Raw genomic sequence first — 24,437 nt, forward strand, 5'->3', positions numbered from 1 at the left:
GCGCGATCCTGCAACCAACGGAGAACAACATGGGCAATTGGATTCGCCGTCAGCTATGCGAATTGACCGAGTCGAATCTCGACTTGCTGCTCGACTTCAGAATTCCGGGCATCATCGTCGAGGGGTTCGTACAGCCTGGCATCTGCTCGCGGGTCGCCGCACGCCTGCGCGAGCTGGAATTTGGCGACTATGCGCATCTGAACAATATTCCCGTGCATCACGTCGGCGTGTGTCACAACCAGTGGGCGCACGACGACAAATCTGTGTATTTTCGCAAGACGCGGGACGCACAGGCAGCGACCGGACGGGTGTACGAGGGCCTCGGCATCGACCCGGTACGCATGGTCGCCGACACGATCGCGGCGTGCGCGAACCGGCAAGTCGATGTATTCGAAGAGCCGGGTTTCGGCCCGTATTTCGCCGGCGCGTTCAGGCGCTTTCGCGGCCACGGACGCCTGCATGTCGATCACGCGCCGAGCCATATCCGTCAGCCGTGGGCGGTCACGCAGATCCAGCGCCAGCTGACCTGGAACATCTACTACTGCATGCAAGGCCACGGCGGCGAACTCGTGATTTACGACACGGTTCATACGCCGCACAACGAACGCCTCAAAGTGCCTGGCGAATATTACTTCCCGTATGACGTGCTCGAACGCGACGACCGCTTGTGCGTCATGCCGGCAGTCGGCGATCTGATCATTTTCAACACGCAGAACTTCCACGAGATTTTCGGCACGCCCGATGGAGAGCGCATTTCGCAGACGTCGTTTATCGGGCTCAGGAAGGATGGCAGTCTGGGGCTATGGTCATGATGTCGTTCGTAGCCTCTCGTAGCCTCGACCTCGTGCGACGCGCGGCGTTTTCCTGCTGCGTGTTTCATGCGGCGTGTGCCTGCGGCGCCGCGTATGCCACATCGGCCGATACGCTCGTCTACTGTTCGGAGGGCAGCCCCGAATCGTTGAATCCGCAACTGATGCTGTCCGGCACGGCACGCAACGCGACGGCGACGACGATCTACGATCGGCTCGTCGACTTCCGGCCCGGCACGACGGAAATCGTGCCCGCACTGGCTGAAAGCTGGTCGATCTCGGCGGACCAGAAAACCTATCTGTTTCGCTTGCGGCGTGGCGTGAAGTTTCACCGAACGGCGTTCTTCACGCCGACGCGCGACTTCAATGCGGACGACGTCCTGTTTTCCGTGCACCGGCAATGGAGGGCAGATCATCCGTATCACCGGATGGGCGGCGGCAACTATCAGTACTTCCAGGGCATGGGCATGGATACGCTGATCGTGTCGGTCGAACGCGTCGATGCGTACACGGTGCGCATCGTGCTGTCGCGACCCGACGCGCCGTTCCTTGCGGACCTCGCGATGCCGTTCATGTCGATCCTGTCAGCCGAATACGGCGCCAGGCTTCTCGAGCAGGGCCGTCCCGAAGACATCGATACCGAGCCAGTCGGCACGGGCCCGTACGCGTTTCGCAGTTACGTGAAAGACAGCGTGATCCGCTACGACGCGCATCCGCAGTACTGGCGAGGCGCGCCCGGCATCGCGCATCTGGTGTTCGTGATCACGCCCAACGCCAGCGTGCGTGTGCAGAAGGTGCGGCGCGGCGAATGCCAGATCGCGGTGGCGCCGCCGCCGGCGGCGCTGCCCGCCATTCGCAAGGACAGCCGTCTGATCTTGCAGGCGCAGGAGGGCCTCAACGTCGGCTACCTCGCGATGAACACCGCGAAGCCGCCGTTCAACAACGTGCTCGTGCGCCGCGCGGTCGCGCATGCGTTGAACCGGCAGGCATACATCGACGCGATTTTTCTCGGCAACGCGAAACCGGCCTTCAACCCGTATCCGCCGACGCTCTGGTCATATACGGATCGCGTGCGAACCTATCCTTACGACCCGGCCAAGGCGCGCGCGCTGCTCGCCGAAGCGGGCTACAAGAGCGGTTTCAGCGCTACGTTGTGGACCTTGCCGGTCAGCCGTCCGTACAACCCGAACGGCCGCACGATGGGAGAGATGATGCAGGCGGACCTCGCGCGCGTCGGCATCAAGGTGGAACTGGTCACCTACGACTGGCCCACCTATCTGAACAGGGTCAAACGCGGCGAGCACGACATGGCGCAGCTGGGCTGGTCCGGCGACAACGGCGACCCCGACAACTTCCTCTACACGCTCTTCAGCTGCGATGCGGTTACGCGCGGGTCGAACAATGCGCGCTATTGCAACGCCGACTTCAACCGCCTGATCACCGACGCGCGCGCGACGTCCGACGTCAGGGCGCGCAGCGATCTCTATGCGCGAGCGCTGGCGATGCTCGCCGACGACGAACCGGTCGTGCCGCTCGTTCACTCGACGGTGTTCCGGCTGATGAGCACCAGGGTGGCGGGCTATGTGATGAATCCGTTCGATGTCGATTACTTCGCCGACCTGACGCTGAAAGACTTCTGAACCACGTGATGGAGAGAACCGAATGACGCTGTTCATCGCCATGTGCGTGTTTTCGCTGACGATGTCGATTTCTCCGGGGCCGGTGAACATGGTGATCGTTTCGTCGGGCGCCAATCACGGCTTCAGACGCACGATACCGTTCGTCTCCGGTGCGACGATCGGCTTTACGCTGCTGCTGATCGTCGTCAGCTTCTGGCTCATGAAGTTCGTGAGCGCGTATCCAGTCTTTCTGATGTACCTCGAACTCGTCGGCGCGGCGTTTATCGTGTACGTCGGCTACCGCATCGCGCTGGCGCCGCCCGAAATCAGCGTCGAGCGACAACGCACGCCAACCTTCGTCGAGGGCTTTCTGCTGCAATGGCTGAACCCGAAGGCGTGGGTCGCCTGCGCATCGGGTGCCGCGCTGTTCTCGAGCTCGTATGCCACGCTGCTCGCGTTTATCAGCGTGTATTTCCTCGTCTGCTATCTGTCGCTCGCGGCGTGGGCGGTATTGGGCGACCGTGTCGCGGTGTTGCTGCATAGCCGCTTGCGCATTCGCATCTTCAACCTGACGATGGGCGTAATGCTGATCGCTACGGCGGCCTATCTGATGTACGCGCAGGTCACGCAGCAAATGACGTGAACCGCATCCCGTGCGGCGTCTCAGGTACGCCGGCGATACTGTCCCGGCGTCGCCGCCATGAACTGCCGGAACACACGCTGCAAATGCGCCTGATCCGAGAATCCCGCTTCGATGGCCACTTCGGCAATCGTTCGTCCGCGCCGCAATTGCGTGCGGCAGTAGTCGACGCGGCGGTTGATCAGATACACGTGCGGCGTCATCCCATAGCAGCGCTTGAACGCGCGAATCAGATAGGAAGCCGACAGTTCCGCGGCCGCGCAGATTTCGTCGAGCTTCAGTGCGCGCGTGCAATTTTCGCGAATGTATTCGGCTGCGCGCGCAAGCTTGTAGTTGTGCTCGCAACTGGATTCGGGTGCCGGATCGAGCTGGCGCTGCAGTTCGCCGAAATAGGTGAGCAGCGCGCAGTGCTTGCGAAGCGGGTCGGCGGTTTCGCTCGTGAGCAGCGTATGAAGCTGGTTCAGTCCGCGATATAGCTCGCCGCACAGGGACAAGGCCGTCGAGAACACACGGAAGTCGGCCGCCTTGCCGACGCCGAGTTCATGCTGCAGCCCGGCGAGCCACGGCACGTCCACGTAGAGCATCCGGTACGACCATGCCTCGCGGCCAAGCGGATTGCACGCGTGCACGTCGCCGGGATTGATGACGACCACGCTGCCGACACCGATCCGTTCGCGCAGACGCTCGTTGATGTAGGTGCACATGCCTTGCGTAATCACCCCGATCGAAAACGTCTCGTGCGTATGTTTTGCATAACAGACGCTTCGTCCGTCATGCACCGCGCGCGCTTCGATGAACGGGAACGCGTCGTCGCGCCAGAAGCGTGGAACCTTCGCATCGTGCAACGTTGAAGTGTCGACATTCTCTTTCATGACGATGTCATCAATTCGGCGGCCGGCTCGTCGGTCGCAGTCCGGCGGGTATGCATTCTGCTACTCGCGGTCGCATGATGGTTGAATCTCGCTATGCCGTCTATGGCCGTATAAGGCATAAGATAGGGTTCGACTGCATTCTTCCGATCAGAGGCAATCCGCGCAGACATTCCCATGGCAACCCGCGACAGGAAACCCGCCTTAGTCGTCGCCGGCGACAAACGTCAGATGCCGTCAGAGCCGCTGGCGACGGATGACGGAACGTACAGGATGCTCGTCGAAGGGAACGATCATTGTGCGCTTGCGATCCTCGATCGCAACGGCGTCGTGATCGGCTGGAACGCCGCCGCCGGGCGGTTGACGGGCCATGCGCACGCCGCCATGGCCGGGCGTCATCTGTCATACCTGTACGCGGGCGCCGCGGCCGACGACGGCCTTCCCGCCGACGTGCTTGCGCGCCGCGATCTGCAGGGCGCGGCTTACCAGGGGCGTATCGAAGGCGAGCGCCGGTTGCGGTGCAACGATGGGGCGCCGATTCATGCCCGCGTGTCGATCAGTTCGGTATCGGACGAAGCCGGCGCGCTGGTCGGCTTCAACTGCCTGCTCACCGCGCGCCCCACGACCGACGCCTCCAATGATGTGCAATTGATCGACGCAAGCTCCGAGCGTTTCGCGCAGATCGTCCAGGACATCCAGGACTATGCGATCTTCATGCTCGACCGCGGCGGCCGCGTGATGAGCTGGAATGCCGGCGCGCAGCATATCAAGGGCTACCGGCCCGATGAAATCGTCGGACGGCACTTTTCGACGTTTTATCCAGCAGAAGACAAGGCTTCCGGCAAGCCCGAGCGCGAACTCGTGCTGGCCGAGCAGTACGGCCGCGTCGAGGACGAAGGCTGGCGCATCCGCAAGGACGGCACGAAGTTCTGGGCCAATGTCGTGATTACCGCGCTGCGCGGCGCGGACGGAAGGCTGCGCGGCTTCGCGAAGGTCACCCGCGACCTGACCACGCGGCGCGCGGAAGAAGAAAAGCTGCGCCAGAGCGAAGAGCGCTTTCGCCTGATGGTCGAGTCGGTCAAGGATTATGCGATCTTCATGCTCGACGCGGACGGCAACGTCGCGACGTGGAACGCGGGCGCGATGCAGATCAAGGGGTACCGGCGCGAGGAAATCCTCGGTCGCCCGATCTCGGTGTTCTACAGCGCCGACGACAATGCCGCTCTGAAACCGCAGCGCGAACTCGAGATCGCGGCGCGCTTCGGCCGCATCGAAGACGAAGGCTGGCGCGTGCGCAAGGACGGCTCGATGTTCTGGGCCAATGTCGTGATTACCGCGGTGCGCGACAGCGCCGGGCGGCTGCTTGGCTTCGCGAAGGTGACGCGCGACATGAGCGAACGCAAGCGCCTCGAGGAACTCGAGGTGTCGAGTCGCCGCATGAGCGAATTTCTGGCGACGCTCGCGCACGAACTGCGCAATCCGCTCGCGCCGGTGCGCAACGCCGTCAGCGCGATGCAGCTCGCCCCGAATGCCGATCCGCTGCTGCGCCAATGCCGCGACGTGATCGACCGGCAAATCGGCCATCTGACGCGGCTCGTCGACGATCTGCTCGACATCGGGCGCATCACGACCGGCAAGATCGAGCTACGCACGGCGGCGGTCGAGATGCAGGAGGTCGTCGCGCGCAGTGTCGAGGCCGCGCGGCCATTCACCGACGCGCGCGGGCAAACCATCAGGGTAGTAATGCCGGCCACGCCGCTCGTGGTGCGCGCCGATCTGACGCGGCTCGTGCAGGTGTTGCAGAACCTGCTGAACAACGCGTCGAAGTTTTCGCCGAACGGCACACAGATTTCGATTCATGTCGGAACCGAACGGCGGGCGGTCGTCGTGCGCGTGAAAGACCAGGGGCGCGGCATCCCTGAGAACGCACTTGGTTCCATCTTCGATCTGTTCATGCAGGAGGGTCACGCGCAGAATCCGACCGACACCGGTCTCGGCATCGGTCTGACGCTATGCCGCTCGCTTGTCGAACTGCATGGCGGTGCGATCCAGGCCGCCAGCGCCGGGCGCGGACAAGGCAGCACGTTCACCGTGCGGCTGCCGCTCGCGGCCGGCGCCGGGCACGACCAGGACGACGCGTTGCCGCTCGTGGCGGCGGGCGCGCCGCGCGCCGCGCTGCGCGTGCTGATCGTCGACGACAACCGCGACTCCGCGGACAGTCTCGCGGTGCTGGTCGAGATGAAAGGGCATGTGGCACGCGTCGCGTACGACGGCGAGAGCGCGCTCGCCGCAGCGAAGGTATATCTGCCGCAACTCGTGCTGACCGATCTCGCGATGCCGAACGTCGACGGTTTCGGTTTGCTGCGCGAGTTGCGCTCGAACCCGACGCTGTCGTTAACACGTATTGTCGCGATGTCCGGTTTCGGCCAGTCGAGCGACCGCGAACAATCGCTTGCGGCTGGCTTCGATGCGCATCTCGTGAAGCCACTCGAAATGTCGGTGCTCGATGAATTGCTCGAGAGCGCGTCGCGCCCCTCGTCCAATCGCTGATCGGACATATTCGATACCAAATTAAGAATCCTCCGTTAAATTGCACGGCCATTTAAGAATAAATACGAATCTTTGCCGTTAGCGCTTTCTCCTACCGCCGATATATTTGGGAAACTTTGTAATCGTCAACGATCAGGGATAAGAATCGCTTTACTAACGCCTGGTTTGTGCCTAGCATTAAGTTGCAAATTTTTCCCTGAACAATTCGAATAGCGAAGTAAATGCCTACGCTGTCGCTTGCGCGACAGTGAACATTCTCGACATTGCGCTGTGTTGCACGCGCATCGGTCGAAATTCCACCGTTCCCAGTTAAGCGCAATCAGAAAAAGTTGTTCAAGTCGTTAGTGTTTCAAGCGATCGATGCATCGGGCGGTTGCCGGCGGCAATCGCACGGGTCCGGATTCCGGCCGTCAACATGCGTCTGCCGTTATGCATCATCAGTCAGGCAAATCAGGTTGTCTTGTGCGAGCGTCGACGAGGTACGTAAGCCATGAACATCGCTCTCTTTGCCGTCGCGAATGCTGTCTCGCGCCTCAACCGTTTTCTGGGCTCGCTGCTGTCCTCGACGCGGGCTCCGATCTTGTACCCGTCGGCCCCTGCGCGCACCGGTATCCCGCTCGATGGAACCGCATCGTGCATTCATCTGTCGTCGATCACGCGGCTCGAGACGGAGCAGCGAGCGGGAGCCGGCAGCGGCGCGCGGCGCGTCATGCAGCGGACCCGGCGATTCGCGGGCGCGTGGCGCGCGGTCTTCCAACGCGATTCGGGAAGCGTGGCGCCCGATCTGTGCGATTCCTTTGCCGCGCTCGAACCAGCGCCGGTTGCGGCGATCGTCGTCGACGGCGAGGGCCGGATTCTGCGCGCGAACACGCAGGCCGAACGGCTGTTTCAGTACCGGCGCGGCGATCTCGCGGGCCTCGCGGCGGAGTTGCTTGTTCCGCATCTGCTCGATGCCGCGCACGCGCGGACCGACCCGCCGCATGCGGCAATGCCTGCGTGTACGCAACCGGCCGAAGTCGCACGCGAAATGCGAGCGAAACGCCGTGACGGCAGCGAGTTTCCCGTGGAGGTCGCCGCGGGCACGCTGCGTTACGGCAGTCATATCGCCATGCTTGCGTTCGTCACCGACCGCACCGAACGCAACGAACTGAGGCGCGATCGCCAGCAGCTCGCGCATCTGACGCGCGTGTCGACACTCGGCGAGCTGGCCGGCTCGCTCGCGCACGAACTGAATCAGCCGTTGACCGCGATCCTCAGCAACGTGCAGGCGGCGCAACGTTTTATCGATCTCGATCCGCCAGAGCTTATCGAAGTGCGCGAGATCCTGAAGGACATCGTCGACGACAGTTGCCGCGCGAGCGAAGTGATTCGCCGCATCCGCGCATTCGTGAAGAAGGACGAGCTGCAATTCGTGAGGCTCGATCCCGGCGACGTGTTGCGCGATGTCGCGCAACTCGTGCACAGCGACGCGATCGTGCGCGGCGTGCATCTGTCGGTCGATATCGACGACGACTTGCCGCCCGTGCGTGGCGACCGGATCCAGCTGCAGCAGGTCGTGCTGAACCTGATGATCAACGCGTTCGACGCGATGCGCGGTTGCGATGCGCTCGAGCGTGCCGTCAGCGCCTTCGCCGGGCTCGACCGCGACGGCAATGTGCGCATCGCGATTCGCGACCGCGGAGAAGGAATCGCCGTCGATCGGCTCGAACGCATCTTCAAGCCGTTCGTCACGTCGAAACCGCAGGGGCTCGGTCTTGGCCTGTCGATCAGCCGCTCGATCGTCGACATGCATCGTGGCCGTTTATGGGCCGAAAACAATAGCGACAGGGGCATGACGTTCTACGTCGTGCTGCCGCCATGGAGCGGGCCGGAAACGGCGCGACAATCATGATGTTCAACGTGCGTAACGAGATCGGCGCGTACGACGCGATGGTCTACGTCGTCGACGACGAAGCGAGTGTGCGCCGCGCGCTCGCGCGGCTGATCCGTTCGGCCGGTTACAGCGTCGACGCCTATGGGTCGGCGCGCGAGTTTCTCGCGCAGGCGCTGTCGTGCGTGCGCGACGAGCGCTGTCCGGCCGCCGACATTCCGTCGTGTGTGGTGCTCGACGTACAGCTGCCGGACCTGAGCGGGCTCGAGTTGCAGCGCGAACTGCCGGCATCGTTGCCGATCGTTTTCCTCACCGGGCACGGCGACATCGCGATGACGGTCGGCGCGCTCAAGGCCGGCGCCGCGGATTTCCTGACCAAGCCCGTGAGCGACGTCGACCTGCTGCGCGCGATCGACGAAGCGCTGGTCCGCTCCACCGATGCGTTGCGAAGCCTGCGCGAGTTGCGGGAACTGCAGAGCCGCGTCGAACGCCTGACGCCTCGGGAACGCGAAGTGATGGAACTCGTCGTGATGGGGCGCCTCAACAAGCAGGTGGCCTGCGAACTCGGTACCGTCGAAAAGACGGTCAAGGCACATCGTGCGCGCGTGATGCAAAAGATGGAGGTCAACTCGCTCGCGGAACTCGTGCGCGTCGCCGACAAGGTCGCGCGCGCCGGCGCGGCGTTCAATCAGCCTTCGCACGACTAAACGCCTGCTCCCATCGGCCTTGCCCGCGCCCCGCGCATAGTCGACTGTCGCGCCTTCATCGGAGATCCGCGGCGCTGTACGGGACCAAGGTCCAATATCGCTCGCGCACGCCGTCTCATAGTCTATTGCAGGGAACGCATTTGCAGACGTCGCATGCGCGTTGCCGGTCACCGGACTATTCAAAATGGGCGCTGCCAAACCATTCGTTGTGGTGGTTGACGACGATGCATCGGTGGGCCGGGCGATCAAACGATTGTTGCGCTCTGTCGGGATCGTGGCCGACACGTTCGCGAGCGGCGATGAATTTCTGGACACGTTGTCGTCCATGCCCTCGTATCGTCCCGATTGCGTGATTCTCGATGTTCAGATGCCCGGTTCGAACGGACTCGAGGTCCAGCGGCGACTGGCCGGACTTGCCGTGCCCGTTATTTTCATCACCGCGCACGACGACGCCGGCGTGCGCGACGAAGCGCTTGCCGCCGGCGCCGTCGCCTATCTGCGCAAGCCGTTCAACGACGCGCTGTTCATCCGCACCGTCTGCTCGGCGCTCGATATCGAGGTGCCGCGCTGACGCGCCACCTGCCTTCCCGCACAAGCCACACGAGCTATTGGACCAAGGTCCAATTGTCTTCGAAGAGGGCGACTTCCAATATTGACAGCATCGGAACTTGCCCCTTTTGAGACGGCAAGCGTCAAGGCGTGCCCGCGCGCCGCGCATTGGCGGCGAGCACAGCGGTGCCGCCAACAGGTCATCGAATGAGGATTGGCAGACATGAAACCAGCAGTGCGGATCTCGCCTGTGCTGAGCGCTTCCGTGCTCGCGTTCGTCGCGGTTGCGGTGATATTCCCGGCAGCGGCGCAGCAACCGATCATCTACCCCGCGAAGGGGCAAAGCGCCCAGCAGCAGGCAAGCGACATGGGGCAGTGCGAGGCGTGGGCTAAACAGAACACCGGCGTCGACCCGGCCGCTTTGGCGCAACACGCGGCCAATCAGACGCCGGCGCAGCAGCCCAGCGGCGGGCGCGTGCGCGGTGCGGCAGGCGGCGCCGCCGTGGGCGCTGCGGTCGGTGCGATAGCGGGCGATGCGGGCAAGGGCGCCGCGATCGGCGCGGCGGGCGGCGCGGTCGGCGGCGGCATCCGCCAGCGCCGTCAGGCGCAGTCTCAACAGCAACAACAGCAGGCGACGCAACAACAGGCATCGCAGCAGCTCGCCACTTACAACCGGGCATTGTCGGCATGCATGTCGGGACGCGGCTACACCATTCAGTGACGTTTCGCGAGTCAATCAATGAGCGTAACGATCAGACGGAGCAAACATAATGAATCGATCGTTTGAGCGCGATGAGCGGATGTCGCGCGCCGTGTCGGGCGGCCGGCGCGCTTGCTGGTGGTTGCCGTTCGCTGCGGCTCTCGTGTTGCTCGGCGCCTGCAGGAAGGCACCCCCGGAGGCGCAACGGCCGCCCGTCGACGTGACGACCGTCACGGTCGAACAGAAGGCGACGCCCGTCGATTTCGAGTTCACCGCGCAGACCGAAAGTTCGCGCGAAGTCGAGATCCGCGCACGTGTCGATGGCTTCCTCGACAAGCGCATGTACACCGAAGGCTCGCTCGTGAAGGCGGGCCAGACGATGTTCATCATGGACCGCAGGCCGTTCGAAGCAGCGTTGCAGACCGCCAAGGGCGAGCTTGCGCAGCAGCAGGCGCGGCTCACGGTCACGAAGGCGAACCTCGCCCGCGTGGTGCCGCTCGCCGCGCAAAACGCATTGAGCAAAAAGGATCTGGACGACGCGGTCGGCAACGAGAAGGAAGCGGAAGCGGCGGTGATCGCCGCGAAGGGGCAGGTGCAGACCGCCGAGCTGAACCTCAGCTACACGATCATCAAGTCGCCGCTGCTCGGCCTGTCGAGCTATGCGCGCCAGCAGGAGGGCAGCTATGTGACGCCGACCCAGGGCGGCTTGCTGACCTACGTGTATCAGCTCGATCCGATGTGGGTGAATTTCAGCATCTCCGAAAACGAACTGCTGCGCTATCGCGAGGAGATCGCAAAGGGGCAACTGCGCTTTCCGCCGGAAAACCGATTCGACGTGACCGTGATCCTGGCCGACGGTTCGACGTATCCCGAGCGCGGCCGTATCGATTTCACGAACCCGGCGTTCAGCTCGGAGACCGGCACCTTCCTCGTGCGCGCGGTATTTTCGAATCCGAAAGGCGTGTTGCGTCCGGGACAGTTCGTGCGCGCGCTGGTGTCCGGCGCGGTGCGGCCGAATGCGATTCTCGTGCCGCAGCGTGCGGTGCTGCAGGGTGCGAAGAGCCACTTTGTCTGGGTGCTCGATAACGAATCGAAGCCGCATCAGCGCATCGTCGATGTCGGCGACTGGCACGGCGACGACTGGTTTATCACCGATGGCCTGCGCAACGGCGAGCGCGTCGTCGTCGACGGCGCGATCCGCGTAACCTCGGACTCGACGATCAAGGTCACCGGCACCGCGCCGCCGAGCAATCTGCCTGCGCCGACGACGCCCGCGGGCGTCAAGCCGGGTAAGCCGCCGGCCAGCGCACCCGCGGCCGGCATGCCCGCATCGGCAGGATCGGCAGCGTCGGGCCCGGGAGCGAGCTGATGAACATCTCCCACTTCTGCATCGACCGGCCGATCTTCGCGTCGGTCATTTCGATCATCATCACGCTCGGCGGCGCGCTCACGATGCTCTCGCTGCCGATCGCGCAATATCCGGACATCACGCCGCCGCAAATCACAGTGACCGCGACCTATCCGGGCGCGAGCGCGGACGTGGTCGCGAACAACGTCGCCGCGCCGATCGAGCAGCAGGTCAACGGCGCGGACAACATGATTTACATGAGTTCGTCGAGCTCGTCGACCGGCAATCTGACGGTCAACTGCTACTTCGAGATCGGCACGAACCCGGAACTCGCGCAGGTCGACGTGCAGAACCGCGTGAATCTCGCGTTGCCGCAATTGCCGGAATCGGTGCAGGCACAGGGCGTGTCGGTACAGAAGAAGTCGCAGGCGTTCATGATGGTGATCGCGATCTATTCGCCGACCGAACGCTACGATTCGACCTATATCGCCAACTACGCGAACATCTACGTGCTCGATGCGTTAAAGCGCATTCCGGGTGCGAACCAGTCGAGCATCTTCGGCACGCCCGACTATGCGATGCGGATCTGGCTGCGGCCGGACCGCATGGCGCAACTGGGCATCACCGCAGCCGATGTGCAGCACGCGGTGGCGAACCAGAATCAGCAATACGCGGTTGGCCGCCTCGGCCAGTCGCCGACGGGCAACGCGGTCGAGCAGTCGTTCGCGGTGACGACCACCGGGCGGCTCACCGAACCGTCCGAGTTCGAGAACATCATCATCCGCGCGCAAAGCGGCGGCGCCGCGATCGTGCGGCTGAAGGACATCGGCCGCGCCGAGCTCGGGCAGAAGGATTATTCGATCCGCAGCCGCTTCCAGGGCAAGCCCGCGACCGTGATTGCCGTCTACCAGCAGCCTGGCGCGAATGCGCTCGACGTATCGAAGGCGGTGCGCAAGACGCTCGAGGACATGAAGAAGTCGTTTCCCGAAGGGATCGACTACAAGATCGCGATGGACACGACCGAGTTCACGCGCGCATCGATTACCGACGTGGTCCATACGTTCTTCGAAGCGGTCGTGCTGGTCGTGATCGTCGTGTTCGTGTTCCTGCAGAGCCTGCGCGCGACACTGATTCCGGTGCTCGCGGTGCCGGTGTCGATCGTCGGCACGTTCATGGGCATGGCCGCGCTGGGCTTCTCGATCAACATGCTGACGCTGTTCGGCATGGTGCTCGCGATCGGTATCGTGGTCGACGATGCGATCGTCGTGATCGAAAACGTCGAGCGCAATATGACCGTGCTCAAGCTCGACCCGAAAACCGCGGCGAAGCACGCGATGGACGAAGTGGCGGGTCCGGTGGTCGCGATTGTGCTCGTGCTGTGCGCGGTGTTCGTACCGGTTGCGTTTATCGGTGGCATTACCGGCCAGATGTACAAGCAGTTCGCCATTACGATCGCGATCTCGGTGGTGATCTCGGGACTCGTCGCGCTGACGCTGTCGCCGGCGCTCGCGGCGCTGCTGCTCAAGCCCGGCCACGGCGAAAAGCGCGGCTTCTTCCGCTGGTTCGACAGGCAGTTCGCGCGCATGACGGCCGGCTACACGCGCGCCGTGCGGCTGATGATCAAGCGCTTTGCGATCGGCCTGCTGATCTTCGCGGGCATGATCGCGCTTGCCGTATGGATGATGCGCACCATACCGGGCGCGTTTCTGCCGCCCGAAGACCAGGGCTATCTGCTAGGCGCCGTGATCATGCCCGACGCGGCGAGCCTCGATCGCACCGGGCTCGTGTCGGACGATGTGACGGAATACTTCATGAGGCAGCCGGCGGTCGACAGCGTGACCACCGTCGACGGCTACAGCCTGCTCGATAGCCAGAACAAGAACAACGCGTCGACGTTCTTTATCGGCTTCAAGTCGTTCGACGAACGCTATACGTCGGCGAACATTCGCACGCAGAACGCGCGGGCGGTGCTCGTCGATGCGTACAAAGCACTGTCGCAGGTGAAGCAGGGCATCATCGTGCCGCTCAATCCGCCTGCGATTCCGGGTCTCGGTACGACCGGCGGCACGGAGGTGTGGATCCAGAGCAAGGGCGATGCATCCGTCGCGCAGTATGCGGCGGTGGTCGAGGAATTCGTCGAAAAGGCGAAGAAGCGCCCCGAGCTGTCCGGCGTCACATCGACGTTCAACGCGTCGTCGCAGCAATTGCTCGTCAACGTCGACCGCGACAAGGCGACGACGCTCGGCGTGCCGGTCGAAGCCGTGTATAGCACGATGCAGACGATGTTCGGCTCGCTCTACGTTTCGCAGTTCAATCGCAACAGCCGGCTGTGGCAGGTGATTCTGCAGGCCGAACCGCAGTATCGCCTGAGGCCGGACGATCTGACGCAGGTATTCGTGCGCAGCAATTCCGGCGATATGGTGCCGTTGAAGTCGGTCGTCACGTACAAGTACGTCACCGGTCCGGACCTCGTCACGCGCTTTAACAATTATCCGGCCGTCAAGATCACGACGAATGCGGCGCCGGGCTACAGCTCGGGGCAGGTGATCCAGACGCTCGAGGAAATCGGCGCGCAGATGCCGCAAGACTATGCGCTCGCATGGAGCGGCGAGGCGTATGAAGCGAAGCAGTCGGGCGGCACGTCGGGGCTCGTGTTTGTATTCGGTCTCGTGATGGTGTTCCTGATCCTCGCCGCGCAGTACGAGAAGTGGAACCTGCCGTTCGGCGTGCTGATGGCGGTGCCGTTCGCGATTTTCGGCGCGCTGCTCGCGATCCTGCTGCGCGGCCTGAACAACGACGTGTATTTCCAGATCGGCCTGACGATGCTCGTCGCGCTCGCGGCGAAGAATGCCATTCTGATCTTCGAGTTCGCCGTGCTGAACCGGCAATCCGGCAAGTCCGTGTTCGATGCGACGATGCATGCGGCCGAGGAGCGGCTGCGCCCGATCGTGATGACTTCGCTCGCGTTCATTCTCGGCTGCGTGCCGCTCGCGATCGCAACCGGCGCATCGGCAAACAGCCGGCATTCGATCGGCACCGGCGTGATCGGCGGGATGCTCGGCGCGACAGCGATCGCGGTGTTCTTCATCCCGATGTTCTTCTATGTGCTGGAGACCTGGTCCGACAGGCGCAAAGGGAAGAAGACGAAGCCGGGCTCGGCCGGCGATGCGCCGCCGTCCGCGCCGGCGCCCGGACCGGGCGGCCCACATGTGACGCCGTCGGCCCGTCGCGAGGATGAATGACATGCAACGCTCGCTACGCTCACTCGCGACGGCATCGATGCTCGCATTCAGTCTGACCGGCTGTCTGCTCGGCCCGAACTATCAACGCCCTGCGATCGACACGCCAGCCACCTTCCGCTTCCAGGAAGGCGAAGCCCAGGACCTGGCGAACACCGAATGGTGGAGGCAGTTCGACGATCCGGTGCTCGACGACCTGATCGCCACGGCGCTTGCCGACAACAAGGACGTGAAGGTCGCCGCCGCACGTGTCGAGCAGTTTCTCGGGCAGTTCTGGAGCACGCGCTCGGCACTGCTGCCGCAAGTCGGCGCGGGCTTCAGCGCGGCGCGCGAGCGCGTCACGCAGGTTGGTCCGACGCCCGTGTTCTCGAACGGCGCGATCTTCAACGACTTCCAGGCGCAACTGAACGCGTCGTGGGAAATCGATCTGTTCGGGCGCAACCGGCGCCTGACGGAATCGGCGCGCGCCAGTCTGCTGTCCACCGAGGAAGGGCGGCGCGCGACGATCCTGTCGCTGGTTGCGTCGGTGGCGTCGTCGTACATCGCGCTGCTGAGCTTCGACCGGCAGCTCGAGATCGCGAAGGCGACCACGGAAAGCCGCGCGGAATCGGTGCACGTGTTCCAGCTTCGCTTCGATGCCGGCGAGGTGTCGCAAATGGAGCTTGCGCAGAGCCAGTCCGAATACGAGGCGTCGGCTGCGGTCATTCCGCAGCTCGAAGCGCAGATCGCCCAGCAGGAGGACGCGCTTTCGGTGCTGCTCGGCCACAACCCGGGGCCGATCCTGCGCGGCCGCAATCTCGCGGCGCTCGGCACGCCGGCAGTGCCGGCGGGCCTGCCGTCCGACCTGCTGCAGCGCCGTCCGGATCTGCGCCAGGCCGAGCAGGATCTGGTCGCCGCGAACGCGTTGATCGGCGCCGCGCGCGCCTTGTACTTCCCGCAGATCTCGCTGACCGGTCTGCTCGGCACCGAGAGCAGCCAGTTCTCGAACCTTTTCACCGGGCCGTCGAAAATATGGGCGTTTGCCGGGACCGTCACGCAGCCGATCTTCACCGGCGGCAACATCAAAGGCCAGGTCAAGCAGGCCGAGGCGCAGCAGCAACAGGCGCTATACACGTATCAGAAGGCGATCCAGACCGCGTTCCAGGAAGTGGACGATGCGCTGATCGCGTCGCAAAAACTGCGTGAGCAGTACGTCGCGCAAGGGCGCCAGGTCGACGCGCTGCGCACATACTCGCGCATGGCGCGGCTGCGATACGAAGGCGGCTACACGAGCTACATCGAGGTGCTCGACGCGGAGCGCAGCCTGTTCAACGCGGAACTGAGCCAGACGCAGACGCAGCAGTCCGTGCTGACGTCGTACGTGTCGCTGTACAAGGCGATGGGCGGCGGCTGGGTCGTCGACGCGGAAAAGATGACGACGCAACAGTCGTCGCGCACCGATGCGCAGCCCGTTCCCGGCGATACGCCCGTGGAGAACGTCAAATGAGCTCCGCGTACGGGGGCGTTCATGGTGCGAACTACGCCCGCGATGCCGGTGACGCAGGCGGCGTCGAGCGCGTGATCGCCTGCCACGAGTGCGATCTGCTGCAGCGCGAGCGGCCGGTGCCCGTCAATGGCGTGCTGCGCTGTTGCCGCTGTCGCGCGGCGCTTTACCGGCGCCAAACGGGCGGTCTCGACCGCCCGCTCGCGTATGCGCTGGCGGCGCTTGCGCTGTTTGCCCTTGCGAACGCATTCCCGATCGTCGGGCTGTCCGTCAACGGCGATCTCGTCGAGACCACGCTGTTCGGCTCGGTTCGCGTGCTGTATCGCGACGGCATGTGGCCGCTTGCCGCGCTGATCTTCGTCACGACGCTGCTGATGCCGCTGCTGCAGGCGTTGGGCATCGTCTGGCTGCTGCTGCCGTTGCGGCTCGGACGCCGTCCGTATCGCGCCGATCTCGTGTTCCGGCTGCTGCATGTCGCGCAATCGTGGGGTATGACCGAGGTGCTGATTCTCGGCCTGCTCGTTGCGCTCGTGAAGCTTGCGCATATCGCGAGCGTGGTTCCCGATATTGCGTTGTGGTCGTTCGGGGCGCTGATGCTGTTGCTTGCCGCGGCGGCCGCCGCCTTCGATCCGCGCGAGTTATGGGCGCGGCTCGAAGGGCCGCCCGATGTCGCGCGGCGTGCCGCCGCCGAAGCTGCGGCTGCGCCGGCCGTGCGCGCGGCCGCGCATTCATCCGCGATTTGGCCCGCGTCTTCGACTGCGTCCGCGTCGTTTTCGGCGCCGACCGCCGCCGGTTGCCTGCGCTGCGTATGCCACGACTGCGGGCTGTTGTCCGCGCCGCTCACCGAAGCGGACGACGGCGCCCATCGGCACGCTTTGCGCTGCACGCGCTGCGGCAGCCGCCTGCATCTGCGCAAGCCGAACAGCCTCGCGCGCACCTGGGCGCTGCTGCTCGCCGCGCTCGTGCTGTATCTGCCGGCGAACCTGTTGCCCGTCATGCACACCAGCTCGCTGTTCGGCGCGCAGAAGGACACGATCATGAGCGGCGTCGTCTACCTGTGGACGTCCGGTTCATGGCCGCTCGCGGTGCTCGTGTTCATCGCGAGCATCGCGGTGCCGATGCTGAAGATTCTCGCGATCGGATTTCTCGCCGCGTCGGCGAACCTGCGCTCGCGCTGGCAGCCGGTGCAGCGTGCGCGGATCTACCGGGCCGTCGAAATGGTCGGCCGCTGGTCGATGCTCGACATCTACGTGATCGCGATCCTCACCGCACTCGTGCAGTTCAATGCGCTCGCGACGATTACCGCGGGTCCCGCGGCGATCGCGTTTGGCGCGGTCGTCGTATTGACGATGTTTGCCGCGATGTCGTTCGATCCGCGGCTCACCTGGGATACGGGGCAAATTACTCATGGCACGTCCTCCTGATTCTGCGCCGCCCGATCTGCCCGACGCGGTCCCCGTGACGCGTTCGCGCTGGCGCGTCCAGTGGATCTGGCTCGTGCCCGTGGTCGCGGTGCTGGTCGGCGTCTGGATTGCCGCGCAGGCGATCCTGCAGCAAGGGCCGACCATCACGATCAGCTTCAAGACCGGCGATGGCCTCGAGGCCGGCAAGACGAAGATCAAGTTCAAGGATGTCGATATCGGCGTCGTGAAAAGCGTCGCGCTTTCGAAGGACTATTCGCGCGTGATTGCAACGGCCGAGCTGTCGCGCGATGCATCGAAGATGCTGGTCGACGACACGCGCTTCTGGGTCGTGCGCCCGCGCATCTCGGGCGGCACGGTATCGGGTATCGGCACGCTGCTCTCCGGTGCGTATATCGGCATGGATATCGGCAGCACCGCGCGCGTCCGGCACGACTATGTCGGCCTCGAAACGCCGCCCGTCATCGCGAGCGACGTGCCGGGCCGCGAGTATGTGCTGAAGAGCGAAGACCTCGGCTCGGTCGCCACCGGCACGCCGATCTTCTTCCGCCGGCTGCAGGTCGGGCAGGTGACGTCGTATGAACTGGATCCGAACGGCAAAGGCATCACGATGCGCGTATTCATCAATGCGCCGTACGACAGGTTCGTCGTCGCGGACACGCGCTTCTGGCATGCAAGCGGCGTAGACGTATCGCTGAGCACCGAAGGCGTGAAGGTCAATACGCAGTCGCTGGTGTCGATCGTGGTCGGCGGCCTTGCCTTCCAGACACCGCCGGGCACGCCCGACGACGAGCCGCAGGCGCCCGCCAGGACGACCTTCGAACTCTTCACCGATCGTGCCGAAGCGATGAAGCAGCACGATCGCATCGTCGAGACCTACGTGTTCAATTTCAAGGAGTCGGTGCGCGGGCTCGTGGTCGGTGCGCCGGTCGAATTCCGCGGCATTCCGATCGGCGAGGTGGCGGCGATCAACACGCGTTACGATCCGGTCACTAAGCAGTTCAGCATTCCGGTGACCATCCGGCTCTATCCGGAGCGCTTCACGTCGCGTTTCGCGAATGAACCGCGCGGCGGCAGGCTGTCGCGCTCGCCGCGCGAGATGGCCGAGCTCCTCGTGTCGCGGGGCCTGCGCGGTCAACTGAAGACGGGCAGCCTGATCACCGGCCAGCTGTATGTCGCGCTCGATTTCTTCCCGAATGCACCGAAGGCGCAGGTCGACTGGGAGCACACCCCGCCCGAGCTGCCGACCGTGTCGAGCGGGCTGCAGTCGCTGCAGGAATCGATCACCGATCTGATTGCGCGCATGAACAAGATCCCGTTCGAAGCGATCGGCAATAACGCGAAGCAGACGCTTGCGCGTGCCGATGCGCTGCTGCGCAGCTTCGATAGCGAACTGGTGCCGCAGGCGCGCGACACGCTGACCGCAGCGCGCACGACGCTCGACTCGGCCAATTCCGCGCTGCAGCCCGAGTCCGCGCTGCAGCAGGACACGGCCGATGCGATTCGCGAGCTGTCGCGCACGGCTGCGTCGCTGCGCTCGCTTGCCGAGTATCTCGAACGGCATCCGGAGGCATTGCTCCGGGGCAAAACGGAGGACAAAAAGTGATGCCTTCGATGCGCATGCGTAGTGATGCCGCAACGGCGGCCCGCACCTGTGCGGCGCCGCTCTGGCGCGCGGCGTTCGCCGTGCCTGTCGTGCTGTTCGCGCTCGCCGGCTGCAAATCGCCGAATTCGTCTTTCTATACGCTGAGTCCCGATGCCACGCTCAAGACAGCGGGCGCGCCCATGCAGACCACCGTCGTCGTGGGGCCGGTGACGGTTCCGGAGCTGATCGACCGGCCGCAGATCGTCACGCGCGTGTCCGACAACGAAGTCGCGCTCGACGAATTCGCGCGCTGGGGCGAGCCGTTGAAAAGCGGCATCGCGCGCACGATCGCGGCCGACCTCGAACGGTTGCTCGGCACCGGCCAGGTATCGGTGGCCGCGCAGGCGTCGTTCGCGCGCGAAGCGTCGCGTGTGCGCGTCGACATCGTACGCTTCGACTCGGTGCCCGGCGACGCGGTCACGGTCGACGCGCAATGGGTCGTGCGCGTGCCGGGAAAGCCGCTGCCCATCACAGGGCGCACGGTGGCGCGCGAGCCCGTCCCGACAGCCAGCAACGACGCGGCCGTCGCCGCATATAGCCGCGCGCTCGGGGCGGTCAGCCGCGACATCGCGGCGGCGATTCGCAGCGCATCGCCATCCTGATGTGCGGGAGGGCGCCTGCGGCTCATGCGTTCGCGCGCCCGCCGTCGTCGCCAGCGGTTCACGAAGCGGTTTCCACGCCGTCCCGACGTTGTTCACGAGCAGTCCTCGAGCGCGATGCGACGCGCTTGCAGACGCAATCTCCATGTCGTTCCACTATCGTCCCCATGAAAAGCCTGCTTTTCCATGTCGTCGTGTTTCTCGGCGCGGCGCTCGTCGTCGTGCCGATGTCGATCCGGCTCGGCTTCGGCTCGGTGCTTGGCTATCTGCTCGCCGGCGTGCTGATCGGGCCGTCCGTGATGAAGCTCGTGACCAACGTGGACGCGATCCTGCATTTTTCGGAACTGGGCATCGTGCTGATGATGTTCGTGATCGGCCTCGAGATGCATGTCGGCCGGCTTTGGGCATTGCGCCGCACGATCTTCGGCTATGGCGGCATGCAGATGGCGCTGTGCGCGGGGCTGCTGACCGCGATTTTTCTCGTGTTCGGCTCGCACTGGCAGATCGCATTGACGGCCGGTCTCGCGCTCGCGCTGTCGTCGACCGCCATGGCGGTGTCCGAACTCGAGCAGCGCGGCCAGTTGAACTCGCCTACCGGCGAGGCCGCATTCGGCATTCTGCTGTTCCAGGACCTCGCCGCGATTCCGCTCGTCGCGTTGCTGCCGCTCCTGAGCCCGATCGATACGGGCGCTAGCGCGACGGAGAACTGGATCGCGGTCGGCAAGGCGCTCGCGATGCTCGTCGCGGTCGTGCTGGTCGGCCGCGTTGCGTTGCGCCGCGGCCTGCACATCGTGTCGCGTACCGGCGCGCCGGAAATCTTCACCGCGTTCGCGCTGCTGTGGGTCATCGGCGTCGCGCTGCTGTTTCGCAGCGTGCAACTGTCGGCCTCGCTCGGCGCGTTTCTCGCGGGCGTGCTGCTCGCCGATTCGGGCTATCAGCAGCAGGTCGAACGCGACATCGCGCCGTTCAAGGGGCTGCTGCTCGGGCTGTTCTTCATCGCGATCGGCATGTCGATCGACTTCGGTGTGCTCATGCATGACGCGCGGCGCGTGCTCGTCGTCGTCGCGGCCGTGCTCGGCATCAAGGCCGCCGCGCTCTGGCTGCTCGCGCCGCGCTTTAACGTGCCGCGCGAACAGCGCGCGTACTTCGCGTTGCTGCTCTCGCAGGGCGGCGAGTTCGCGTTCGTCGTGATGTCGTCGGCGCTGGCCGTGCGCGTTGTCGAGCCGCGCGCATCGGCGATCGTGACGCTCGCGGTCGTGCTGTCGATGATCACGACGCCGCTGCTGTTGCTGCCGTTACGGCTGAGGGCGGCGGCGCGCGCGTCTGCGGCAGTTCCGGCGGAGGGCAAACAGGCACGCGGACGGGACGCGACGCAGGAGGCGAAATGATGCCTCAAATGGCGCGCGACACGGCAAGCGACACGGCAAGCGAAACGGCACCGCGAAACGTGCCTGTATCGACCGCCCGCAACGACGACGCGCCGGGCTCAAAAATGCGTCGTCAGGAGTGTCGGTACAATGACTGGTCGTTAACCTGGTGATGCGCCGCGCGACGCGTGCCGCACACCGCACCGTTTTTGCGCCCATGGCCATTACCTACAAGACTCCTGATGACATCGCGAAGCTGCGTATCGCCGGCCGGCTGGCCGCCGACGTGCTCGCGATGATCGGCGAACACGTGAAGCCCGGCGTGTCGACCGACGAGCTCGACGCGCTGTGCCGCGAATTCATCGTCAACACCCAGCAGGCGATCGCCGCGAATATCGGCTACATGGGTTTTCCGAAAACCATCTGCACGTCGGTCAACTCGGTCGTCTGTCATGGTATTCCGAACCGCAATGAGGTTCTGAAGGACGGCGACATCATCAATATCGACGTTGCCGTGATCAAGGACGGCTACTTCGGCGATACGAGCCGCATGTACACGGTCGGCGAGCCGAGCCGCCTCGCGCAGCAGCTGATCGATACCACGTATGAGGCGATGCTCGCGGGCATTCGCGAGGTGAAGCCCGGCGCGACGCTGGGCGATGTCGGCAGCGCCATCCAGAAAGTTGCGCAACGCGACGGCTTTTCGATCGTGCGCGACTACTGCGGACACGGCATCGGCAAGGTCTATCACGAAGACCCGCAAGTGCTGCATTATGGCCAGCCGGGGCAGGGGCTGCGTCTGAAGCCGGGCATGGTGTTTACGATCGAGCCGATGGTCAACGCGGGCCGCGCCGGCACGGTCGTGATGCGCGACGGCTGGACGGTGGTCACGAAGGACAGATCGTTGTCCGCGCAATGGGAACACATGATCTCGGTCACGGAGGACGGCTTCGAACTGCTGACGCCGTGGCCCGACGGCACCGGACGCTATGAGTCGCCGTGAAGACGGCGCGTCTGCGATGATTAAAATAAGGATTTGACTCGCCTGGCGGTTCGGTTAGGCTATACCGTTGAGCGGAAAGGGTCAGGTCGAAGCCGGTTCATCGCTTCGTGCCGATCCGCATGCGCCGGCCTGCGCTGCCGGCTCCGTGTGCGGATGCGGCGGAGTTTGGGTTTTATACTGGTTCAAGGCTGCGTATGTTTCGCGCGCCTCGATTCGGACCGGGGTTCAGGCCGGGTTCAGGCGTGCTACGCCCGGTTTTACGCTATCAGATCCGGGGTCTACCTCTCCAATGAGTCCGTCACTCACCGTTGCGCGCATTACCGCCGATCAGGGCGATGTGTTCCGCGAGCTCCGTACTGCATCGTTGCGGGAGGCGCCTTACGCATTCGGCGACACGCTCGAGGAAGCGCTGTCCGCGGATGCCGCCACGTTCGACGCCAAGGCCGCGCTCAATGCGGCCTCCATCACGTCCACGACTTTCATTCTTTACACCGAAGGCCATCCGGCCGGCGTGATCGATGCGTGCTTCGACAATACACCCGCGCGCCGCGCGTTCGTGAGCGAACTGTGGGTGGCGCCGGCCGTGCGCCATCTGCGCGGCGGCGAACTGCTCGTCAATACCGCGAGCGAATGGCTCGCGCGCGGCGGCGCGACCGAAGTCTATGCGTGGATCGCCGATAGCAATCGCAACGCGATGCGCTTCTATGAGCGCCTCGGCTTCGGTCCCACCGGCGACCATCGGCCGACCGCGCGCGCACAAGACCAGTGGGAGTCGCAGCTCGTGCGCCATGTGACGCCTGTGCCGGTGCCGCCGGCGCAGTGAGCGGGCGCAGCCGGCAAGACGCGCGGCGCCGCGAGGCGCAGGCGCCCGGCGACACGGGCGGTGGTGCCGGCTGACCGCGCGCTTCGCTTATTCATCGTATCCATAGCGTTTTTTCGTTATTGCGCGCGCTCGCGGCACTTGCAGTGCGTCGCGCCAATCGCGTATGTCCGCGCGTTTTGCCCGTATCGCTTCGCCGTTCGCGCCGTCCGTCGACGAAAAGTTCGGCCGAAAAAGTTCGACGCGCGCCAGGACCCCTGTAAAATACGCAAAATTTTTTGCCGAACGCTATGTCGCCCAGGAAATCGCCTTTTTTCGAATTGCGCAGCGGTGCGGTGGACACGCTTCTGTTCGTGGTCAAAACCACCGACCTCGGCGAAATGCGCGCCGAACTCACGCGCCGCTTCGAGGCGACCCCCGAATTCTTCGCCAATGACGTCGTCGCGATCGACGTGCGCCGCCTCGCCGAAAACGAGCGCGTGCCGCTCGCCGAGATCGCCGCGCTGCTCGATAGCGTGCGCATGCGGCCAATCGGCGTCGTCGCCGATGCGGCGCAGCACGCGTGGGTGAGCGAAGCCAATCTGCCGCTGCTCGAGGCGCGCGACCGTCGGCCGGCTACGAAGGCGGCCGGCGAAGACGAAGCGCGGGCGGCCGATGAAACGGGTGCGCCGGCATCCGTGGCCGTCGCTGCGGCGTCCGCGGCGGAAGGCCAGGCTGCGGCCGCCGCGGCAAGCCAGCCCGCCGAGCCGGTATTGACCGGCGCGGCCGGCGCGTCGTCGCAAACCCTCGTCGTCGACAAGCCGCTGCGTTCGGGGCAGCGGATCTATGCGAAGGGCGACCTCGTCGTGCTCGGTCTCGTGAGCCACGGCGCGGAAATCATCGCGGAAGGCAACATTCATATCTATGCACCGCTGCGCGGCCGCGCGCTCGCCGGCGTGCATGGCGACCACGATGCACGCATTTTCTGCACCTGTCTCGAGCCGGAACTGATCTCGATCGCGGGCATTTACCGTACGACCGAGAATCCGCTGCCTGCCGACGTGCAGGGCAAGGCGGTGCAAATCTGGCTCGACGAAGAAAAGCTGGTGATCGAACCGCTGCGGCTCACGTAGTGCGCCGCGGTGTGCAGCACGCATGCATTGCATGCGCAACCGGATACCGGACTATCAATTCACGAAATCGACGGATACAAGGTAAAG

At 64.4% G+C, this 24,437-nt stretch carries 19 protein-coding genes; 18 read left to right on the plus strand and 1 reads right to left on the minus strand.

From position 1 onward, the window contains the following. The first annotated feature begins 29 nt into the window (after positions 1-29). Genes QYH69_RS15540 through QYH69_RS15550 form a run of 3 tightly spaced genes read left to right on the plus strand, consistent with a single transcriptional unit; the run spans position 30 to position 3,071 of the window. Positions 30-812, plus strand: a complete 783-nt coding sequence (locus QYH69_RS15540) for a hypothetical protein (RefSeq protein ID WP_308832755.1) — start codon at positions 30-32, stop codon at positions 810-812. Further along, positions 809-2,449, plus strand: coding sequence for an ABC transporter substrate-binding protein (locus tag QYH69_RS15545; RefSeq protein WP_308832756.1), 1,641 nt, complete (start codon positions 809-811; stop codon positions 2,447-2,449). The genes QYH69_RS15540 and QYH69_RS15545 overlap by 4 nt, the downstream gene beginning before the upstream one ends. Before the next feature lie 22 nt (positions 2,450-2,471). Next, positions 2,472-3,071 (plus strand): LysE family translocator, encoded by a 600-nt coding sequence (locus QYH69_RS15550; protein WP_308832757.1) that lies wholly within the window; start codon positions 2,472-2,474, stop codon positions 3,069-3,071. Positions 3,072-3,091: 20 nt separating this feature from the next. Here the strand turns inward: QYH69_RS15550 and QYH69_RS15555 are convergent, their stop codons facing one another. Further along, positions 3,092-3,940, minus strand: a complete 849-nt coding sequence (locus tag QYH69_RS15555; protein WP_308832758.1) for an AraC family transcriptional regulator — start codon at positions 3,938-3,940, stop codon at positions 3,092-3,094. 270 nt (positions 3,941-4,210) lie between these two features. Between QYH69_RS15555 and QYH69_RS15560 the strand changes: the two genes are divergently transcribed. The 15 genes from QYH69_RS15560 to minC all read left to right on the plus strand — a co-directional run bounded on the left by QYH69_RS15560 (position 4,211) and on the right by minC (position 24,350). Continuing rightward, positions 4,211-6,487, plus strand: coding sequence for a PAS domain S-box protein (locus QYH69_RS15560; protein WP_308832759.1), 2,277 nt, complete (start codon positions 4,211-4,213; stop codon positions 6,485-6,487). Between the two features lie 490 nt (positions 6,488-6,977). After that, complete coding sequence (locus QYH69_RS15565; protein WP_308832760.1) at positions 6,978-8,378, plus strand: ATP-binding protein; 1,401 nt, start codon at positions 6,978-6,980, stop codon at positions 8,376-8,378. After that, positions 8,375-9,064 carry a response regulator gene (locus QYH69_RS15570; RefSeq protein ID WP_308832761.1) on the plus strand — a complete coding sequence of 230 codons (690 nt, stop codon included), beginning with the start codon at positions 8,375-8,377 and terminating at the stop codon, positions 9,062-9,064. Before QYH69_RS15565 ends, QYH69_RS15570 begins: the two co-directional genes overlap by 4 nt. A 184-nt stretch (positions 9,065-9,248) precedes the next feature. Continuing rightward, positions 9,249-9,635, plus strand: a complete 387-nt coding sequence (locus tag QYH69_RS15575; protein WP_075157902.1) for a response regulator transcription factor — start codon at positions 9,249-9,251, stop codon at positions 9,633-9,635. A gap of 201 nt (positions 9,636-9,836) precedes the next feature. After that, positions 9,837-10,334, plus strand: coding sequence for a YMGG-like glycine zipper-containing protein (locus QYH69_RS15580; RefSeq protein WP_308832762.1), 498 nt, complete (start codon positions 9,837-9,839; stop codon positions 10,332-10,334). Positions 10,335-10,413: 79 nt separating this feature from the next. After that, positions 10,414-11,682 (plus strand): efflux RND transporter periplasmic adaptor subunit, encoded by a 1,269-nt coding sequence (locus QYH69_RS15585; RefSeq protein ID WP_308832880.1) that lies wholly within the window; start codon positions 10,414-10,416, stop codon positions 11,680-11,682. Beyond that, on the plus strand, positions 11,682-14,903 hold the full coding sequence (locus tag QYH69_RS15590; RefSeq protein ID WP_308832763.1) for a multidrug efflux RND transporter permease subunit: 3,222 nt from the start codon (positions 11,682-11,684) through the stop codon (positions 14,901-14,903). The genes QYH69_RS15585 and QYH69_RS15590 overlap by 1 nt, the downstream gene beginning before the upstream one ends. Position 14,904: 1 nt before the next feature. Then, complete coding sequence (locus tag QYH69_RS15595; RefSeq protein WP_308832764.1) at positions 14,905-16,386, plus strand: efflux transporter outer membrane subunit; 1,482 nt, start codon at positions 14,905-14,907, stop codon at positions 16,384-16,386. Further along, positions 16,383-17,807, plus strand: a complete 1,425-nt coding sequence (locus QYH69_RS15600; protein ID WP_308832765.1) for a PqiA/YebS family transporter subunit — start codon at positions 16,383-16,385, stop codon at positions 17,805-17,807. The genes QYH69_RS15595 and QYH69_RS15600 overlap by 4 nt, the downstream gene beginning before the upstream one ends. Beyond that, positions 17,791-19,410 (plus strand): MlaD family protein, encoded by a 1,620-nt coding sequence (locus tag QYH69_RS15605; RefSeq protein WP_308832766.1) that lies wholly within the window; start codon positions 17,791-17,793, stop codon positions 19,408-19,410. Before QYH69_RS15600 ends, QYH69_RS15605 begins: the two co-directional genes overlap by 17 nt. Beyond that, positions 19,410-20,051: a membrane integrity-associated transporter subunit PqiC gene (locus tag QYH69_RS15610; protein ID WP_374992427.1), complete on the plus strand. Its 642-nt coding sequence runs from the start codon at positions 19,410-19,412 to the stop codon at positions 20,049-20,051. The genes QYH69_RS15605 and QYH69_RS15610 overlap by 1 nt, the downstream gene beginning before the upstream one ends. A 164-nt stretch (positions 20,052-20,215) precedes the next feature. After that, positions 20,216-21,436 (plus strand): monovalent cation:proton antiporter-2 (CPA2) family protein, encoded by a 1,221-nt coding sequence (locus QYH69_RS15615; protein WP_308832768.1) that lies wholly within the window; start codon positions 20,216-20,218, stop codon positions 21,434-21,436. Positions 21,437-21,632: 196 nt separating this feature from the next. Next, the gene (gene map / locus QYH69_RS15620) at positions 21,633-22,418 is read left to right on the plus strand and encodes a type I methionyl aminopeptidase (RefSeq protein WP_308832769.1); all 786 of its coding nucleotides are present in this window, start codon (positions 21,633-21,635) and stop codon (positions 22,416-22,418) included. 289 nt (positions 22,419-22,707) lie between these two features. Beyond that, on the plus strand, positions 22,708-23,241 hold the full coding sequence (locus QYH69_RS15625; protein WP_308832770.1) for a GNAT family N-acetyltransferase: 534 nt from the start codon (positions 22,708-22,710) through the stop codon (positions 23,239-23,241). A 287-nt stretch (positions 23,242-23,528) separates the two neighbouring features. Next, the gene (gene minC, locus QYH69_RS15630; protein ID WP_308832771.1) at positions 23,529-24,350 is read left to right on the plus strand and encodes a septum site-determining protein MinC; all 822 of its coding nucleotides are present in this window, start codon (positions 23,529-23,531) and stop codon (positions 24,348-24,350) included. The last annotated feature ends 87 nt before the right edge of the window (positions 24,351-24,437 follow it).

The sequence above is a fragment of the Paraburkholderia sp. SARCC-3016 genome, assembly GCF_031119615.1.
Taxonomy (GTDB): Bacteria; Pseudomonadota; Gammaproteobacteria; order Burkholderiales; family Burkholderiaceae; genus Paraburkholderia.

Excerpts from the sequence above, each read along its gene's own strand:
- QYH69_RS15540 (WP_308832755.1), top strand. The coding sequence starts at position 30 with ATGGGCAATTGGATTCGCCGTCAGCTATGCGAATTGACCGAGTCGAAT.
- QYH69_RS15545 (WP_308832756.1), top strand. The coding sequence starts at position 809 with ATGATGTCGTTCGTAGCCTCTCGTAGCCTCGACCTCGTGCGACGCGCG.
- QYH69_RS15550 (WP_308832757.1), top strand. The coding sequence starts at position 2,472 with ATGACGCTGTTCATCGCCATGTGCGTGTTTTCGCTGACGATGTCGATT.
- QYH69_RS15555 (WP_308832758.1), bottom strand. The coding sequence starts at position 3,940 with ATGAAAGAGAATGTCGACACTTCAACGTTGCACGATGCGAAGGTTCCA.
- QYH69_RS15560 (WP_308832759.1), top strand. The coding sequence starts at position 4,211 with ATGCTCGTCGAAGGGAACGATCATTGTGCGCTTGCGATCCTCGATCGC.
- QYH69_RS15565 (WP_308832760.1), top strand. The coding sequence starts at position 6,978 with ATGAACATCGCTCTCTTTGCCGTCGCGAATGCTGTCTCGCGCCTCAAC.
- QYH69_RS15570 (WP_308832761.1), top strand. The coding sequence starts at position 8,375 with ATGATGTTCAACGTGCGTAACGAGATCGGCGCGTACGACGCGATGGTC.
- QYH69_RS15575 (WP_075157902.1), top strand. The coding sequence starts at position 9,249 with ATGGGCGCTGCCAAACCATTCGTTGTGGTGGTTGACGACGATGCATCG.
- QYH69_RS15580 (WP_308832762.1), top strand. The coding sequence starts at position 9,837 with ATGAAACCAGCAGTGCGGATCTCGCCTGTGCTGAGCGCTTCCGTGCTC.
- QYH69_RS15585 (WP_308832880.1), top strand. The coding sequence starts at position 10,414 with ATGTCGCGCGCCGTGTCGGGCGGCCGGCGCGCTTGCTGGTGGTTGCCG.
- QYH69_RS15590 (WP_308832763.1), top strand. The coding sequence starts at position 11,682 with ATGAACATCTCCCACTTCTGCATCGACCGGCCGATCTTCGCGTCGGTC.
- QYH69_RS15595 (WP_308832764.1), top strand. The coding sequence starts at position 14,905 with ATGCAACGCTCGCTACGCTCACTCGCGACGGCATCGATGCTCGCATTC.
- QYH69_RS15600 (WP_308832765.1), top strand. The coding sequence starts at position 16,383 with ATGAGCTCCGCGTACGGGGGCGTTCATGGTGCGAACTACGCCCGCGAT.
- QYH69_RS15605 (WP_308832766.1), top strand. The coding sequence starts at position 17,791 with ATGGCACGTCCTCCTGATTCTGCGCCGCCCGATCTGCCCGACGCGGTC.
- QYH69_RS15610 (WP_374992427.1), top strand. The coding sequence starts at position 19,410 with ATGCCTTCGATGCGCATGCGTAGTGATGCCGCAACGGCGGCCCGCACC.
- QYH69_RS15615 (WP_308832768.1), top strand. The coding sequence starts at position 20,216 with ATGAAAAGCCTGCTTTTCCATGTCGTCGTGTTTCTCGGCGCGGCGCTC.
- map (WP_308832769.1), top strand. The coding sequence starts at position 21,633 with ATGGCCATTACCTACAAGACTCCTGATGACATCGCGAAGCTGCGTATC.
- QYH69_RS15625 (WP_308832770.1), top strand. The coding sequence starts at position 22,708 with ATGAGTCCGTCACTCACCGTTGCGCGCATTACCGCCGATCAGGGCGAT.
- minC (WP_308832771.1), top strand. The coding sequence starts at position 23,529 with ATGTCGCCCAGGAAATCGCCTTTTTTCGAATTGCGCAGCGGTGCGGTG.